This window comes from Roseomonas indoligenes, from assembly GCF_017813365.1.
Taxonomy (GTDB): domain Bacteria; phylum Pseudomonadota; class Alphaproteobacteria; order Acetobacterales; family Acetobacteraceae; genus Roseomonas; species Roseomonas indoligenes.
This window is the reverse complement of sequence record NZ_JAGIZA010000003.1, coordinates 322022-338618: the sequence shown is the minus strand read 5'-3', so window position 1 is coordinate 338618 and position 16597 is coordinate 322022. Positions and strand designations below refer to the sequence as shown.

Sequence of the window (16597 nt, the reverse complement as noted above, 5' to 3'; positions counted from 1 at the left end):
GCCGGGGGAGGGGGGTGGTCCGCAATGTCAGGTGACAGAGGTGGTGCGCGAGGGACACGGTCGAACCGGGAGACGCCGGCCGGGCGACTCACCCCTTGCGGCTCCTGTTCATGTTTTGTTCACTGCCGGCATGCGCTACCTTCACGCGGCGACGCGCCCCATCATCCCCCATGACGAGATCCGGGAGGCCATGCTGGCCTTCGTCATCGCTCTCCCCGCCGTTTGGGCGCTGGCGGAGGCGGCGGTGGCTCTGGGCTACTAGCCGTCGTCCTCCGGGTCGGCGCCCGGGCGGCCGGTTGCGTGGCGCCAATGGTGCCAGAGCAGGCGCGCGGCGAGGGACCGGTAGGGGCGCCATTCCCCGGCCAGAGCCGTGAGGGCCCTTGGCGTCGGGCGTTCAGGGAGCCCGCGGAGGCTGGCGAGCGAGGCGGCAAGAGCCAGGTCACCCTCCGGGAAGATGTCCTGGCGGTCCTCGGCGAAGAGGAGGTGGACGGCGGCCGTCCAGCGGCCGAGGCCCCGGACGGCGCAGAGATGGGCGACTGCCTCCTCGTCCGGCATGGCGTGGAGGTCGTCCAGGCGGAGGTCACCCGCGAGGATTGCGGCCGCGAGGCTCCGGGCATGGGCGGCCTTGGGACGGGAGAGGCCGGCGATGCCGCAGAGGGCGTCGTCGTCGAGCGCCAGCAGGCCGGCAGGCTCCAACGCGCCTGGCAGGGCACGAAGGCGGGCCCAGATGGCGCCGGCCGCCCGATTGCTGATCTGCTGGCCACAGATGGCGCGCAGCAGCCCGGGAAAGCCGGGCGCGCGCCGGCGCCAGGGCAGGGGGCCGCAACGGGCGATCACCCCGTGCAGGGCAGGATCGGAGGCGGCGAAGGCAGCGAGGCCGTTCTCCACCCAGGCTGGCGGCGGGGCGGGCGGCGGCTGGATCTGCATGGGAGTGGGATGGAACGGCGGCGGGGGCTGCCACAAGAGGGGGGATGCAACCGACCCGCCGCCGTATCCGCGGCGCCGCCCCGAGGATTTGGGGGGGAAGGGAGGCGCCGACCGTCCCTAGCTGGCCCCGACCGGGCTCCGATCCAAGGCGCGATAACGGGCTGGTGAAACGGCGGGCAACGCGGGGCCGTTTCGACATGGATTGTAACAAGCGGGCGCGCATGGCCGCGCGGTCCGCGCTATGTAACAGGCCATGGAACCAGCCCCGCACATCCTGGTGGTCGATGACGACCGCGAGATCCGCGAGCTTCTCGCCCGCTTCCTCGAGAAGCAGGGATTCCGCGTGACCACGGCGCGGGAGGCGCGGGAAGCCCGGCGGGCCTGGCCGCTGGGCCGCTACCACATCGTCGTCCTGGACCTGATGATGCCGGGCGAATCGGGGCTGGACTTCGCGCGCTGGCTGCGCGGACAGTCCGACGTGCCGATCGTCATGCTGACGGCGATGGGCGAGGAGACGGACCGGATCGTCGGGCTTGAGCTCGGCGCGGACGACTACGTCGCCAAGCCTTTCAACCCGCGGGAGCTGCTGGCACGAATCCGGGCGGTGATGCGGCGCGCGCACGGGGAGGGGGCGCGGCGGGATCCGCTGCCCTCCGCCATCCGCTTCGGCGGCTGGGTCCTGGAGCCGCAGCGGCGGCGGCTGCTGAACCCGGACGGGGTGGAGGTCTCTCTGACCGGCGGCGAGTATGAGCTGCTGACCGTGCTGGTGGAGCGTCCCAACCGCGTCCTGACCCGGGACATGCTGATGGACCTGCTGCGCGGGCGGCAGGCCGGGCCCTTCGACCGGGCGATCGACGTCGCCGTCTCCCGCCTGCGGCGGAAGCTGGAGGATGACGGGCGCAATCCCAGTCTCATCAAGACCGTGAGGGGCGGCGGCTACGTGCTGGCGGCCGATGTGGAACGGGCGGCTTGACCCTGCTCCGTTCATGAACGCGCTGATCCGGCGCGTGCTGCCGCGCACCCTCGCGGCACGCACGGCGCTGTTCCTGCTGGTGGCGCTGATGGCAGTCCAGGCGGCGGGGCTGACGATCCACGCGCTGGACCGCGTGGACCTGCAGCGCGCGGCGATGGAGCGGGAGATGTCCTCCCGCGTCTTCGGGCTGTGGCGCGCGGTGGTGCTGGCGCTGCCGGAACGGCGCGGCGCGCTGCTCTCTGACATCGACCTGCCGCAGGGGCTTGAGGCCACGCTGGACGAGCGGCCGAACGTGCGGCTGGGGATGCCGCCGGCGCCGCCCCCCGTGCTGCGGATGGTGCGGCCGGAGCTGCTGATGGGCGCCCCGCCCCGCCTGCGCCCCCGCGAGATCCAGGCGGGGATGGGGTTCGGCACGCTGAACCTTTCCATGATGCTGCCGGACGGCTCGGCCTGGTTGAACATGGCGGTCCATGCCCCGCCGCTGCGGCCCTGGCATTCCGAAACCTTCCTGATCGCCTTCGTGCTGATGACGGCGGCGGCGGCTTCCCTGATCCTCTGGGCGGTGCGGCGGCTGACGCGGCCTGTGCGGGACCTTGCGCGGGCCGCCAATGCGCTGGGGCGCGACGTGAACGCGCCACCCATGCCCGAGGACGGGCCGCTGGAGGTGGCCACCGCCGCCCATGCCTTCAACACGATGGCCGAGCGCATCCGGCGCTTCGTGGGGGACCGCACGCAGATGCTGGCCGCGATCGGGCATGACCTGCGCACGCCGATCACCCGGCTGAAGCTGCGGGCCGAGTTCATGGACGACGACGAGCAGCGGGCGAAGATGCTGTCCGACCTGGAGGAGATGGAGGCGATGGTGAACGCCACCCTCGCCTTCGCCCGTGACGACGCCGCGGCCGAGCCCTCCGTTCCGCTGGACCTTGCGGCGCTGTGCCGCACCGTGCTGGACGAGGCGGCGGATGCGCGGCCGGACGTGGATGCGGACGCCTTCGTTTATGACGGTCCGGAGCGGCTGACGGTGCGTGGGCGGCCGATCGCGCTGAAGCGGGCGCTGGCGAACCTCGTGACCAACGCGGCGAATTACGGCGGCGTCGCCCGGATCCTGCTGGAGCCGCCGCGAAACGGGAGCATCCTGCTCCTCGTGGAGGATGATGGGCCGGGTATCCCGCCGGAAAGCCAGGAGGCCGTCTTCCAGCCTTTCCGCCGGCTGGAGGTGAGCCGAAACCGGGAAACCGGCGGGGTGGGGCTGGGCCTGCCGATCGCGCGTAACATCTTGCGCGCGCATGGCGGGGACGTGACGCTGCGGAACCGCCCGGGCGGGGGGCTCTCCGCCGCGGTGGTTTTGCCGGCCTGAAAGAAGGGGAGGGCTGCTCGCGCCTCGCCGGGCGGGCCCTGTTATGATGGTAAGCCAGTCCGGCGTTTCCCGAGGGAAAACGTGGCGCGGCCTGCATCGTTAAGGAAGAAACGGGCGCAGGCCGGGTGCTTCCATCCAGTTGCGGCCCGTTCCAGGAAAGTCCGATGCGGAACGCTGCCCTTGCCATTCTCCTCGCCTTGGGGGCCTGTGCCGCCCAGGACAACGCCGTGCCGCCCGTTCCGCCCCTGGCGGGGCAGGGAACGGGCAGCCCGGCCTATAATGCGATCGAGGGCGCGGCCACGGCCTTCGCCAATCCGGCGGTCCTGGCCGGCCGTCCCGCCGACGCCGCTGTTGCCGTCAGCCGCCTGGAATGGGAGGCGGTGGCCATTCCGGCAGATCGCAGTTTCTTCAACTTCAGCACGATCACCGGCCCGTCCGTGACGGCCGCCCGCTACGAGGTGCGCCAGGCGCTCGGCATCGCGCAGGATGCCCGGCCCGTCGTGGTGATGAACGCCATGGAAACTGCGGCGACCGCCCTGAGTGCCGGAAATACCCAGGCGGCCCGCGCCGCCCTCCCGGCTCCCACCTTCGCGCCGGACACGCTGGAACGGCTGGCGAGCCTGCCGCGCCTGGCGCAGGCAAACCAGGCGACCCAGAAGGCGCGGCGCGACATCGAGTTCGGCCGCGATGAGGACCGAGACGAGCGGTGAGGGGAGGTCGCGTGACGGGGCCGGTCGGGACGGGCATCCTGCTCGGCGCATGAGCCCGATTCCCACCCTCTCCCGCCGCGCGCTGGCCGGCCTTCTTGTCCTGGGGGCCCTTGGGGGCTGCGAGGAGCTTCGCCGGCCGAACCTTGGCTGGTCCGTCCCGGCAGGGTTGCTGCCGCCGGAGCAGGAGCCGGGGCGCGCGGCGATCGCCGCACTCACCCGCGACATGCAGGGGGCGAATACCGGACTTCGGGGCCAGCCGGTACGGGTGGCCCGCGCGGCGGCACTGCTGGAATGGCTGGCGGTGGAGCTGACCACCAACCCGCGCTGGGCGCCGGTGCCCGCGGAGGCGAAGGCGGCCATCGGGCAGGCGCGCGACGAGATGCGGGGCGCGCTGGGGGCGGATCCGCTGGCCGCCTCTCCCGCGATGGCGGCGGCACTGGCGGCGGCGGCGCGGGCCCTGGCGGCCGGGAACCGCGGGGCGGCCGCGGGTGCCTTGGGAACCAACCTGTTCCCGCGCGGAGGGGAAGCGGTGCTCGGGCGCCTCGCCGATCCCGGGCCGCTGCCCCAGGGAGAGATCGCGGCAACCGCACTGGCCGAGGCCGTCCGCAGCCTGGACGAGCGGAGCGGCTGGGACACCGACTTCGACACCCCCGTGCCCGCCGACCGTGGCGGGCGCGGGCCGACCCCGTTCGGGATCTGAGAGAAGGCGGGGTCAGTCCCCCGCCATCACCTTCACGTAGCTGCCGGGCGCGTCTTCCAGGGCGGGCAGCCCGCCCTCGCCGGGCTGGCGCGCGGGGACAGTGCTGCGGTCATGGCCGAGGATCCAGCGGTGCCAGTCCGGCCACCAGGAGCCGGCGAACTCGGTCGCGTGCTCGAACCACTCGGCGGGATCGGCGGGGGCATCCTCGGTGCCGACCCAGTGGCTGTACTTGCCGCTGTCCGGCGCGTTCACCACGCCCGCGATGTGGCCGGAGGCGGCGAGGACGAAGCGGACGGGGCCTGAGAAGATCTGCGTGGCCTTGTAGCTGCTCTTCCAGGGCGCGATGTGATCTTCCCGCGTGGCCAGGACGTAGGTCGGCAGGCGGATGTCGCGGAGGTCCAGCGCTTCCCCGTCCAGCTCGATGCCACCGGGCTTCACGAGGTCATTCGCCTGGTACATGCGGCGCAGGTAGAAGCTGTGCATTTTCGCCGGCATGCGGGTGCTGTCGCCGTTCCAGAACAGCAGATCGAAGGGGAAGGGCTCCTGCCCCAGCAGGTAGTTCTGCACGACGAAGGACCAGATCAGGTCATTGGCGCGGAGCATGTTGAAGGTGTCGGCCATCTCCGACCCCTCCAGGAAGCCGCGCTTGCTCATCTTCGCCTCGATGGCCTGCAGCTGCTCCTCGTCGATGAAAACGCCGAGCTCCCCGGCTTCCTCGAAGTCGAGCATCGTCGTGAAGAAGGTGGCGGAGGCGATGCGGTCGTCCTTGCGCTTCGCCATGTGCGCGAGGGTGGAGGCCAGCAGCGTGCCGCCGAGGCAGTAGCCGATAGCGTTCACCTGCCGCTCGCCGGTGGCCTTCTCGATGGCTTCCAGCGCGGCGTAGGGGCCGAGGCGCATGTAGTCGTCGAACCCCATCTCCGCGAGCGTCTCGTCCGGGTTCACCCAGGAGCAGACGAAGACGGTGTGGCCCTGGCTGACGGCCCAGCGGACGAAGGAGTTCTTTGGGCGAAGGTCGAGGATGTAGAACTTGTTGATCCAGGGCGGCAGGAGGAGGAGAGGGCGCTTCAGCACCGTCTCCGTGCTGGGCGTGTACTGGATCAGCTCCATCAGCGCGTTGCGGTACACCACCTTGCCCGGCGTGACCGCGATGTTCTCGCCGATCCGGAACTTGCTCTCGTCCGTCATGTTGATTCGCAGCTTGCCGTGCCCGCGCTCCAGGTCCGACAGCAGGTTGGAGAGGCCCTTGAGCAGGTTCTCGCCGCCTGTCTCGGCCGTCTTCCGCAGCACCTCGGGGTTGGTGAGCCAGAAGTTGCTCGGGCTCATCGCGTCCGTGAACTGGCGCGTGTAGAAATCCACCTTCTGCGCCGTCTTCGGGTTCAGCCCCTCCGCCCCGTGCACCACGTTCGTCACATAGCGGGAGGAGAGCAGGTAGGACTGCTTGATGAAGTCGAAGACCTCGTTCTCGCGCCAGGCGTCGTCCTTGAAGCGCTTGTCGCCGCGCCGCTCCGTGATGACGGGGGCTACCTCGCCGCCCAGCATGCGGCGGGCGGTGTTCTGCCAGAGCGTCAGGTAGTCCTGCCAGAAGCCGATGCCGGCCTGCACGACGCTGGCCGGGTTGGTCATCAGCCGCGCCGTCATCTCCATGAAGGCGTTGCCGATGTTCAGCGGGTCCGGGCTGGGCGTGCCGTCTCCCTCGCCCTGGCGGCGCAGGAACTCGCGCACGATCCGCTGCCCGCGCTCTGCCACGTCCGCCATGGTGCGGCCGACAAGGGCGGGGTCGGGCAGGCGGAAGGCGGGCGCCTCGGCTGCGGGGGGCGGTGTCGCGCCGGGGTCGGGTTGGGGAGGCACCCCGGACGAAGGGGGCGCGGGCGGATCGGAGGGGGGCGCCGCGGCGGGTTCTGCTGCCGGGGGAGCCGCCGGTTCGATCTGGGGCGCAGGCCCCGCGGTGCTGGCGGCGGGCGCCGCAGCTTCGGCCGGCCCGGCGCTCGGGCGCGCGACCGCCGCGTTCCCGGCATCCGTGTCCGTCGGTTTCGCAGTTCCGGCCTTGGACGGCGGGGCGATGTCGGGCGGGAGCTGCTGGGCGGCGGCGACCGTGCCGAGGGCCGTGCCGGATTCCAGCACGCGCCGGGACGTCGCCTTGCCCTGCCGTGCCTCGGCCCCCGTCTTCACGGTCACCTTCGGCGCTGCCGGCGGGCTGCCCTCGTTCGGGCCGCCGAGCGCCTCGGCCCCGGCCTGCGCCACCTCGGGTGGGGTCCGGCCGTTCCGACGCTTCTCGCTCATCCCTGCGCTCCCTCTCTGGCCGGGCGTCCGCTTGCTGCGGCGTCCCTTCCGTGGCTTCCGCCGGTCGTCATTCTCAGGCAAACCCCCCGGGGAGAGGAGCGTGCGATGCGAGAGCAGGCCATGCCGTCCCGGCCGGATTCCATCCGGTACAGGGAAGCTAGGGACCGGGACGAGGGACGACAAGCGCGTGCCCCCCTCGCGCGGCTCTCCCTTGTGCTTGCCGCAGGCCTGGGGCTGGCCGGCTGCGTCGGTTCCCCGGGCGAGAGCCCTTTCGAATTCTATCGCCAGCTGACCGGCAAGGCGCTGGAGGGGCGGCCGATGCCGCCGGGCCTGGACCAGCCGCGCCCGAACCTCGGCACCGTGCCCGGGCGGCCGGACCGGGGGCCGGCGAGCCAGCGCGCGGAGCTCTCCACCCTGCTGGCGGCCAACCGGGCGGCCGCGGCCAATCCGCCCACCCCCGGCGCCCCGGTTCCGGATCGCCCAGCCACCGAGGGGCTGGCCGCCGTGCCCGCCGCCCCGCCCGCGCCGCCGCGCCTGGTGCCGGCGCCGCCGATCGGGGCCGGCCCGGCCACACTTCTCCTGCCCGGTGGCGGGGAGGCGCAGGCCGTGCCGGAGATCCCGCCCGAGGCGCCATCCGCCCCGCCGGCCGAGATGACGGCCCCGCCGCCGCCGGATCTCTCGGCGACGCCCAGCTTTCCCCGGATCGCGCCTCGCGGCCTCTGACCGCTGCCGCTATCCTGTCATTAGAAGAACGCCGAGCACCCGTGCCATGACCGACGAGTTCCACCGCATCCGCCGCCTGCCGCCCTATGTCTTCGCCGAGGTCAACTCGGCGAAGGCCAAGGCGCGGGCAGCGGCAGAGGACGTGGTGGACCTCGGCATGGGCAACCCGGACAGCCCGACGCCGCCGCACATCGTGGCGAAGCTGATCGAGGCGGTGCAGGACCCGCGCACGCATCGCTACTCCGCCTCCAAGGGCATCCCCGGGCTGCGGAAGGCGCACGCCGCCTACTACGCCCGTCGCTTCGGGGTGAAGCTGGACCCGGAGACGGAGGTGATCGCGACGCTTGGCTCCAAGGAGGGGCTGGCGAACCTGGCGCAGGCCATCGCCTCGCCGGGGGATACGATCCTGGTGCCGAACCCGTCCTATCCGATCCACCAGTTCGGGTTCCTGATCGCCGGGGCCAGCGTCCGTTCCATTCCCTACACGCCGGATGACGAGATGCTGCGCGCGATCGACCGCGCGGTGCGGCATTCCGTGCCGAAGCCGACGGCGGTGATCGTCAACTTCCCGTCCAATCCGACGGCGCTGACGGCCTCCATCGAGTTCTACCGCGAGCTGGTGGCCTTCTGCCGCAAGCACGAGATCTTCATCCTCTCCGACCTCGCCTATGCGGAGCTGTATTACGGCGACACCCCGCCGCCCTCGGTGCTGGAGGTGGAGGGGGCGAAGAACGTGACGGTGGAGTTCACCTCCATGTCCAAGACCTACAACATGCCGGGCTGGCGCATGGGGTTCGCCGTGGGGAATCCGAAGCTGATCGCGGCGCTGACGCGCGTGAAGTCCTACCTGGACTACGGCGCCTTCACGCCGATCCAGGTGGCGGCGACGGCGGCGCTGAACGGGCCGCAGGACTGCATCGAGGACATGCGGAAGCTTTACAAGGAGCGGCGCGACCTGCTGGTGAAGGGGCTGCACGGGGCAGGGTGGGACGTGCCGTCGCCGGACGCCTCCATGTTCCTCTGGGCGCCGATCCCCGAGCGGTTCCGGCACCTGGGCAGCGTCGAGTTCTCCAAGCTGCTGCTGGCCCGCGCCAAGGTGGCGGTGGCGCCTGGCGTCGGCTTCGGCGAGCACGGTGACGACCATGTCCGCATCGCGCTGGTGGAGAACAACCACCGCATCCGGCAGGCGCTTCGCGGTATCAAAAGCTTCCTGCAGGGCGATAACGCCGCCCCGCATATGGACGAGCACAAAGAGGACGCCGTTCGCGCATGACCCGCCCGCTTGCTGTTGGCGTCGCCGGGCTCGGCACGGTGGGCGCGGGTGTGCTCAGCCTGCTGCGCCAGAACTCCGATATCGTATCGGCACGCGCCGGCCGCGGCATCGCCGTGACGGCCGTCTCCTCGCGCGACCGCACGCGGGACCGCGGCATCAGCCTGGAAGGGCTGCGCTGGTATGATGATCCCACCGCGCTGGCGAACGATCCGGCCATTGACGTGGTGGTGGAGACGATTGGCGGCAGCGAAGGGCCGGCGCGCGCGCTGATCCAGGCGGCGCTGGCGGCGGGGAAGCCCGTCGTCACGGCGAACAAGGCGCTGCTGGCGGTGCATGGGGCGGAGCTGGCGGAACTTGCGGCGAAGTCGGGCGCTCCGCTGGCCTTCGAGGCGGCGGTGGCCGGCGGCATCCCCGCTATCAAGGCGATCCGCGAGGGGCTGGCAGGGAACCGCATCACCCGCGTGACCGGCATCCTCAACGGAACCTGCAACTACATCCTGACCCAGATGCGCGAGCGCGGGCGGGAGTTCGCGGAGGCGCTGAGCGAGGCGCAGAAGCTCGGCTATGCCGAGGCGGATCCGACCTTCGACGTGGACGGGATCGACGCCGCGCACAAGCTGGCGATCCTGGCCGCCCTGGCCTTCGGACGGCCCGTGGACTTCGACGCGGTGCATGTGGAGGGCATCCGGCAGATTTCCGCCCTCGATATCCGCTTGGCGGAGGAGCTGGGCTACCGCATCAAGCTCTTGGGCATCGCCTCCTGTTCCGAGAACGGTGTGGAGACCCGGGTGCATCCCTGCATGGTGCCCGCCTCGCATCCCGTGGCCACCGTGGACGGCGTGTTCAACGCCGTAGTGGCGGAGGGCGACCATGTCGGCCGCGTGGTGCTGGTGGGCCGTGGCGCCGGGGCGGGGCCGACCGCTTCCGCCGTGGTGTCGGACCTGATCGACATCGCGCGGGGGCGCCACACCCCGGTCTGGGGGGCGGAGTCCTTCTCCGCCGTGCCCTCGATCGGGATGGAGCGGCATTCCGGCGCCTATTACCTGCGCCTGATGGTGGTGGATCGGCCGGGCGTGATCGCGGACGTGACGGGCGCGCTGCGCGACGCCGGGATCAGCCTGGAATCCATGCTCCAGCGCGGGCGCTCACCCGGGGAGGCGGTGCCCGTTGTCCTCACCACCCATGAAGCGCGTGAGGGCGCGATGCGCGAGGCGATCGCCCGCATCTCCGCCCTGGACGCCGTGCTGGAATCCCCCGCCCTTATCCGGATCGAGAGCCCATGAGCATCACCCGCGCCGGCATCAACCCCGATGCCCCCCTGCAGAGCGACCGCAACCTGGCGCTTGAACTGGTGCGCGTGACGGAGGCGGCGGCCATCGCCTCCTCCCGCTGGATCGGCCGGGGCGACAAGAACGCCGCCGACGGCGCGGCGGTGGACGCCATGCGCCGCGCCTTCGACAGCGTGGCCATTGCCGGCACGGTGGTGATCGGCGAGGGCGAGATGGACGAGGCGCCGATGCTCTATATCGGCGAGAAGGTGGGCGCCGGCGGGCCGGAGGTGGACATCGCGGTGGACCCGCTGGAGGGCACCTCCATTTGCGCGCGCGGCATGCCGAACGCGATCGCGACGCTGGCCGTGGCGGAGAAGGGCGGCTTCCTGCACGCCCCCGACATCTACATGGACAAGATCGCGGTGGGCCCGGGCCTGCCGGACGGGGTGGTGCACATCGATGCCGGCGCGAAGGAGAACCTTCGCAACCTCGCCCAGGCGAAGAAGTGCGCGATCGAGGACCTGGTGGTCTGCACGCTGGACCGCGACCGCCACAAGGAGATCATCCGCGCCTGCCGCGAGGCCGGGGCGCGCATCATGCTGATCCCGGACGGCGACGTGGCGGGCGTGGTGGCCTGCTCGCAGCCCGAGGCGGGGGTCGACATCTACCTGGGCTGGGGCGGGGCGCCGGAGGGCGTGCTGGCGGCTGCGGCGCTGCGCTGCATCGGCGGGCAGATGCAGGGCCGGCTGATCTACGAGGACGAGACGCAGCGCGAGCGCGCCAAGTCCATGGGGATCACGGACCCGGACAAGATCTTCAGCGTGGAGGAGATGGCGAAGGGCGACGTGATGTTCTCCGCGACCGGCGTCACCTCGGGCGCGATGCTGCGCGGGGTGCGGCGCACGGCGACCTCGGCGGTCACGCACTCCATCGTCATGCGGAGCAAGACGGGGACGGTGCGCTACGTGGAGGGGCACCACAACTTCACGGTCAAGCCGAACACCTACCTTGCCTGATGGATTGATGACGGAGACGCCCGTCACGGAAGAAGCGGGGGAGGCCGTTCTCGGCGTCTCCCGGAGCGCGACCGGCCGCCGCTGGGTCTGGCGGGAAGGAAACGAGCGCACGGGACTGGCCATTGCCCAGCGGCTGGACGTTCCGGAGATCGTCGGGCGGATGCTGGCCTCGCGCGGCGTGGGCCTTGAGGCAGCGGCGGATTTCCTGGAGCCGCGGCTGCGGGCCCTGATGCCTGACCCTTCCTCTCTGAAGGACATGGACGTGGCGGCCGGGCGGTTGGCCCAGGCGGTACGGTCCGGGGAGAAGGTGGCGATCTTCGCCGACTACGACGCGGACGGGGCCTGTGCCGGGGCGCTGATGTTGCGCGTGCTGCGGGACCTCGGCGTGTCCGCCAGCCACTACGTTCCGGACCGGATCAAGGAGGGCTACGGGCCCAATGCGCCGGCCATCGCGGCCCTCTGCGATGGGGGGGCGGGGCTGATCGTATGCGTTGATTGCGGGATCGCGGCGCACAAGGCGCTGGAGGCGGCCCGCGGACGGGCGGACGTGGTGGTGCTGGACCACCACAAGGCGGAAGGTCCGCCGCCAGCGATCCTCGCGACGGTGAATCCCAACCGGCTGGACTGCGATTCCGGGCTGCGCGGGCTCTGCGCCGCCGGGGTTTGCTTCATGGCGGCGGTGGCGCTTCACCGGGCGTTGCGGAAGGCCGGCTTCTTCGAGGGGCGGGCGGAGCCGCCGCTGCTGGACCTGCTGGACCTGGTCGCGACGGCGACGGTCTGCGACGTGATGCCGCTGACCGGGCTGAACCGGGCGCTGGTCGCGCAAGGGCTGCGGGTGATGGCGCGGCGCGGGCGGCCGGGGATCGCGGCGCTGCTGGAGGTGGCGGGGGTGAAGGACGCCCCGACAGCACTCTCCCTGGGTTTCGGGATCGGCCCTCGGCTCAACGCCTCCGGCCGGATCGGGGAGAGCGACCTGGCCCTTCGGCTGCTGGTTGAGGATGATCCGCTGGAGGCGCGCACCAAGGCGGAGAGCCTGGATTCCACCAATCGCCGGCGCCAGGAGGTGGAGGCCGAGGTGCTGGGCTCCGCCCTCGCCATGGCCGAGATGCAGGCCGCCGAGGGGCGGCCGGTGCTGCTGATCCTCGGGGAGGGGTGGCATCCCGGCGTGGTCGGCATCGTCGCAGGGCGGGTGAAGGAGCGGTTCAACCGGCCGGCCCTGGTGGCGGGGGTGGCGGACGGGATGGCCAAGGGCTCCGGGCGGTCCGTGGCCGGGCTGGACCTGGGTGCGGCGATCATCGCGGCGCGGCAGGCGGGGCTCCTGGAGATAGGGGGCGGGCACGCCATGGCGGCCGGCTTCTCCTTCCGGGCGGAGCGGCTGGCTGCGGTGCGAGCCTTTCTCGAGGAGCGGCTCGCGCGTGCGGCGGATCTGCCGGATTCGGTCGCGCTGGTCGTGGAGGGAACCCTCTCCGTCGCCGCCGCGAACACCGCACTGGCGGAGCAGGTGGCCCGCCTGGCGCCTTTTGGAACGGGAAATGACGAGCCGTTGTTTGCCGTGCGCCGCGCGCGCGTGGTGCGGGCCGACAGGGTTGGAAAAGAGGGCGGAACCATCCGCCTCTTCTTGGAAGGGGAGGGGGGCGGGCGGCTAAAGGCCGTGTGCTTCCGCGCGAAGGAAGGGCCCTTGGCCGACCTCCTCCTCCGGTCCCGCGGCGTGCCGCTGCATCTCTGCGGTGCGCTGCGGGCGGAAAGCTGGAATGGCGAGGTCTCGGCCTGCCTTCACGTGCAGGATGCAGCGCCGGCCTGACCTGTCCCGGCCGGGAAGCTGGTGGGTTGTGCAGCGCCGCCGTGGCCCTTAACTGGCCGCGCAAGGTCTCCGGGGCGGCCCGATGGACCCGCCCCTGCGCGCCGGACAACGCGGAGCTTTCATGCATCCCTGCCGCTTTCTCCTCCCCCTGCTTCTCCTCGCTGGCTGTGGTAGCGACTACTCGGCCGATACCTACTCGACCCGGGCGGTTCAGCAGGCCAACCCGGTGCAGCAGGGCGTGATCATCGGCGCGCGGGATATCCAGATTTCGTCGGATGGTACGACGGGCGCGGCGGTAGGCGCGGCGGCGGGCGGCATCGTCGGGGGCGCGACGCCGGGCAGCAATCTCACCTCTGCCCTGGCCGGAGTCGGCGGTGGGCTCGTCGGCGGCCTTTTTGGCTCGGCGACCGAGCGCGTGATCAATGATAATCGGGCCACCGAGTACATCGTCCGCAAGACGAACGGGGAGTTGGTGAACGTCACCCAGCGCGACGTGCCGCCACTGCCGATAGGGCAGAAGGTGCTGGTGATTGCCGGGGCCCAGGCGCGGATCGTGCCGGATTACACCGTGCCGGACGCGGCTGCGGCTGCGGCGGCCGTACCGCCGGGCCAGCAGGCGCCATCTCGGGTAGAGGGGCCCGTGCGCGCCGATCCGCCCCAGGCGGGGGGGACTGGCGGCCCGCCGCCGGGCAATCCCGTGCCGCGCACCGAGGCGCCGACGCGGACGGAGCTTCCGCCCGCAGCGCCGGCGAGCGCGGACGCGCCACCTTCGCCGCGCGCGCCGCTGGTTCCGCCGGAGGCGCCACTGGCCCTTTGAGGGGTGCTGGACGGGGAGGGCGAGGCGTTGTAAGGACCGGCCGCGCTTGTCCCCTTCGTCTAGAGGCCTAGGACACTGCCCTTTCACGGCGGCGACACGGGTTCGAATCCCGTAGGGGACGCCATCTCTCAGCGGCTTCACTGATTATCGGTGTTACTGCCGGCTGCGGCCCACTATTCCTTTACCCCGGTATTTGAACTGCTGTTCAGGCCGTAATTGGAAGCAGGATCAATCGGACGCGGACGTCAGGCTTTGTGACGTTGCAGGATTTTTCGTCCGTGCTGCACGGGTGCAGCAGGTACAGTGATAGTCGCTGGATGGATTACCCGGTTTACGCTGCGGCTGAAGAACGCAGCGTCAGCTCATCATGTCCGGCTGGCCCAAGCTAGGTCTGGTCTCGAAATGCCGTATCGGACCATGAGAGGCCCTGGCCGAGGCTCGGGAGTGCTCGGTGAGGCGCTTTTTTGTCCTGCCTGATGGGCCGGTGGAAATCTCGGGCGAGGTGACACAGCACCAATGCCTTCGCGTCGAAGAACTTAACGTTTGATGCATTTCCGAAGGTTTTGTTGAGTCCAAATCGTTGTAAAACAAAGGGTTTCGCTGGGGGCACGCAACTTGCCATTCCAACTGCGCAGCCGTTTGAAGGCTGGAGATTGTGGGGGCAGGCTCGATGCGAGCTTTACTGTTGGCGGGAGTGGCGGTGGCTTGTTGGGGAGGGGCAGCGCATGCGGATGTCGTGCTTCCCAACACGACTTGGGGCACCATTCCCGGCGAGAATAGCGGCGGCGGTTCCAGCACTATCACATCGACGGTTCCGCGATCCGGCAATGGGTCGGTGGAGATGTTCGGCGACCGAACTCGTTATTCATTAGGGAATTACTATAACCCAGCCAGCAATCTCGGCCTGCTGAGCACGGTGCTGGGGATTTCGTTCGATTGGCTGGTCGCGGCGAACAGCAGCGGTGCTTACAACTCCGATCAAACGCCGGCTCTCCGCCTCCACATCTACGACAACGGGCGCCGGAGCGAATTGATCTGGGAAGGCGTGTACAACGGCACCTACGGGAACACCTCTCGCGACACCTGGTACACCACGACCTTCAACGACCTGTTTTACCAGTTTGTCTCCGGCTCCGGCGTGACGCTCCAGAACGGCTCGCAGGTCAACCAGACCGTCCAGGATTGGAAGAACAGCTACAGCGCGAACGCCTACGTGTCGGCCATCAGCGTTGGAGTGGGATCGGGCTTCTCGAACGCCTACCACGCCTTCGCTGACAACGTGGTGCTCGGGCGGACCTCGGGAACGACGACATACAACTTCGAAGCCGCGGTGGTCGCCGTGCCGGAGCCGGCCTCCATCGCTCTGCTTGGTGCCGGCCTCCTTGGCCTAGGTCTCGTCCGGCGGCGTAGGGCGAAGATCGCGGTGTAGTGCACCCGACGCCGCTCCGGAGATGGGGCGGCGTCGGACTTTCGGCCGAAAACAGGGCAGGGTTTACCCGCGTCTCAAGAGGGTGGTTGCATGACGCCTGAGCTATGCCGACAAGCCCGCGAGTTGCTGGGGTGGAGTGAGCAATATCTCGCAACGATAGCAGGGTGCTCCAGGCAGACGATCGTGAACCTGGAGAGCGGTCGGAACCGACCTTATGGCGCCACCGTCGTCGCGATCCGCTCCGCCCTCGGGGCCGCTGGGGTCGAGTTTACGGAACCTGAGGCCGGTGGGGCCGGGATAAGACTGAGGAAGGCGGCTTTGTAGGCGACGTACCCTCCGACCAGTCCCGCTGTCCTAGGGATACGCCTCCCGAAATCGAATGCATTGTGGCAGGTGGACAGCTGCGATCGGGGTGGAGGCCTTGTAGCTGGCTTCTTTGGCCCTACGAACGCCGCGCGTGGCTATTCACCTCCAGCCATCGTCCGCGTGAGCGCCAGGAGGTGCTTCCGCTCTTCCCGATCCAGCAGGTCCCAGCGCCGGAGCAACTCAGCCCGATCGGCGCGGTCATCGACGATCCGTCTCAGGGCAGCCAGCGCAACTCCAGCGGCCGAGTTGTCAGACGGGTCACGTTCCGTATTCACTCTTCCTACTCCCGCGCAGCAAGACTCGGTGCGGTGTGTGCCGATCAAGATTGGCCGAACTGCGGCGTCAACTAAGGCAGCAAATCGTCGAGGGGGAACGGGGCACCCACGCAACCCGGGGAGCCGGTGCTAAGGAGGAGGCTCGTCACCCACCCTGTCCTTCCTCGGCATCCAGTCAGGGTACCGATACCCCTCTGGATGCGGATCCTGACCTTCATACCGAAGGAGGCTGCAGCTCAGCGAAGCCGGTTCAGCTCTTCCACCGGCCAGCCGCAAAGCTTGGCCAGAATGTCGGTCAGCAACTCGTCTGCCAAGGGGAGCTCCGCAGCACGGGCGTGCTGCACCAGATCCCTGATTGCGGTGAGAACCACGTTCGGGGCTAAGCCACGCGCTGGTCTTCCAGCGCGCGGATCGGGAGGGGTATCCAAATCCTGCATCTCTGACAGCTCCGCTTACCGTGGCAGCCGGCTGTAGCTGCCGGCCACAACTCATCCGTGCAACTATCCTGGAACCACCGAAACTCCGGACAGTTCTACCTAATCAGAACCTGAACATCGGATCGGCGTTCTGGTTGCGATGCAATGTAAGTTATGCAACCTCTAGGAGAATTCTAGGGGTGTGAACATTGCGTCGTGCGGTGCAGCATGGGTTCCGTGCCGGGCTGTGGCGGGCGCAT

At 70.0% G+C, this 16597-nt stretch carries 16 protein-coding genes and 1 tRNA gene; 14 read left to right on the top strand and 3 right to left on the bottom strand.

Annotated elements, in window-relative coordinates:
• Positions 1-130: 130 nt before the first annotated feature.
• Positions 131-262 (top strand): hypothetical protein, encoded by a 132-nt coding sequence (locus J5Y10_RS28375; RefSeq protein WP_280855061.1) that lies wholly within the window; start codon positions 131-133, stop codon positions 260-262.
• On the opposite strand, the gene J5Y10_RS06705 is transcribed toward J5Y10_RS28375, so the two are convergent.
• Complete coding sequence (locus tag J5Y10_RS06705; RefSeq protein ID WP_209372031.1) at positions 259-927, bottom strand: DNA-3-methyladenine glycosylase family protein; 669 nt, start codon at positions 925-927, stop codon at positions 259-261. The genes J5Y10_RS28375 and J5Y10_RS06705 overlap by 4 nt on opposite strands.
• A gap of 253 nt (positions 928-1180) precedes the next feature.
• Between J5Y10_RS06705 and J5Y10_RS06700 the strand changes: the two genes are divergently transcribed.
• The 4 genes from J5Y10_RS06700 (at position 1181) to J5Y10_RS06685 (ending at position 4670) form a co-directional block, all read left to right on the top strand.
• A complete protein-coding gene (locus J5Y10_RS06700; protein ID WP_209372029.1) occupies positions 1181-1900 on the top strand; it encodes a response regulator in 720 nt (239 codons plus the stop codon).
• A gap of 13 nt (positions 1901-1913) precedes the next feature.
• Positions 1914-3260, top strand: a complete 1347-nt coding sequence (locus J5Y10_RS06695) for an ATP-binding protein (protein WP_209372027.1) — start codon at positions 1914-1916, stop codon at positions 3258-3260.
• 164 nt (positions 3261-3424) lie between these two features.
• Complete coding sequence (locus tag J5Y10_RS06690; RefSeq protein ID WP_209372025.1) at positions 3425-3970, top strand: hypothetical protein; 546 nt, start codon at positions 3425-3427, stop codon at positions 3968-3970.
• A gap of 49 nt (positions 3971-4019) precedes the next feature.
• Complete coding sequence (locus tag J5Y10_RS06685) at positions 4020-4670, top strand: hypothetical protein (RefSeq protein ID WP_209372023.1); 651 nt, start codon at positions 4020-4022, stop codon at positions 4668-4670.
• Positions 4671-4682: 12 nt separating this feature from the next.
• On the opposite strand, the gene J5Y10_RS06680 is transcribed toward J5Y10_RS06685, so the two are convergent.
• Complete coding sequence (locus tag J5Y10_RS06680; protein WP_432761249.1) at positions 4683-6950, bottom strand: PHA/PHB synthase family protein; 2268 nt, start codon at positions 6948-6950, stop codon at positions 4683-4685.
• Between the two features lie 213 nt (positions 6951-7163).
• Between J5Y10_RS06680 and J5Y10_RS06675 the strand changes: the two genes are divergently transcribed.
• The 9 genes from J5Y10_RS06675 (at position 7164) to J5Y10_RS06635 (ending at position 15604) form a co-directional block, all read left to right on the top strand.
• Positions 7164-7673 (top strand): hypothetical protein, encoded by a 510-nt coding sequence (locus tag J5Y10_RS06675; RefSeq protein WP_209372021.1) that lies wholly within the window; start codon positions 7164-7166, stop codon positions 7671-7673.
• A 46-nt stretch (positions 7674-7719) separates the two neighbouring features.
• Positions 7720-8946: an LL-diaminopimelate aminotransferase gene (locus J5Y10_RS06670; protein WP_209372019.1), complete on the top strand. Its 1227-nt coding sequence runs from the start codon at positions 7720-7722 to the stop codon at positions 8944-8946.
• Positions 8943-10229 carry a homoserine dehydrogenase gene (locus J5Y10_RS06665; RefSeq protein ID WP_209372017.1) on the top strand — a complete coding sequence of 429 codons (1287 nt, stop codon included), beginning with the start codon at positions 8943-8945 and terminating at the stop codon, positions 10227-10229. Before J5Y10_RS06670 ends, J5Y10_RS06665 begins: the two co-directional genes overlap by 4 nt.
• Positions 10226-11233 (top strand): class II fructose-bisphosphatase, encoded by a 1008-nt coding sequence (gene glpX, locus J5Y10_RS06660; protein WP_209372015.1) that lies wholly within the window; start codon positions 10226-10228, stop codon positions 11231-11233. Before J5Y10_RS06665 ends, glpX begins: the two co-directional genes overlap by 4 nt.
• Before the next feature lie 7 nt (positions 11234-11240).
• Positions 11241-13034: a single-stranded-DNA-specific exonuclease RecJ gene (recJ, locus tag J5Y10_RS06655; protein WP_209372013.1), complete on the top strand. Its 1794-nt coding sequence runs from the start codon at positions 11241-11243 to the stop codon at positions 13032-13034.
• A 121-nt stretch (positions 13035-13155) separates the two neighbouring features.
• Entirely contained in the window at positions 13156-13851 is a 696-nt protein-coding gene (locus tag J5Y10_RS06650) for a hypothetical protein (protein ID WP_209372011.1), read from the top strand.
• 48 nt (positions 13852-13899) lie between these two features.
• A tRNA-Glu gene (locus tag J5Y10_RS06645) sits at positions 13900-13975 on the top strand.
• 612 nt (positions 13976-14587) lie between these two features.
• Complete coding sequence (locus tag J5Y10_RS27750) at positions 14588-15280, top strand: PEP-CTERM sorting domain-containing protein (RefSeq protein WP_342452857.1); 693 nt, start codon at positions 14588-14590, stop codon at positions 15278-15280.
• Between the two features lie 90 nt (positions 15281-15370).
• On the top strand, positions 15371-15604 hold the full coding sequence (locus tag J5Y10_RS06635; protein WP_209372009.1) for a helix-turn-helix transcriptional regulator: 234 nt from the start codon (positions 15371-15373) through the stop codon (positions 15602-15604).
• Between the two features lie 553 nt (positions 15605-16157).
• On the opposite strand, the gene J5Y10_RS06630 is transcribed toward J5Y10_RS06635, so the two are convergent.
• Positions 16158-16358: a hypothetical protein gene (locus J5Y10_RS06630; protein WP_209372007.1), complete on the bottom strand. Its 201-nt coding sequence runs from the start codon at positions 16356-16358 to the stop codon at positions 16158-16160.
• Between the last annotated feature and the right edge of the window lie 239 nt (positions 16359-16597).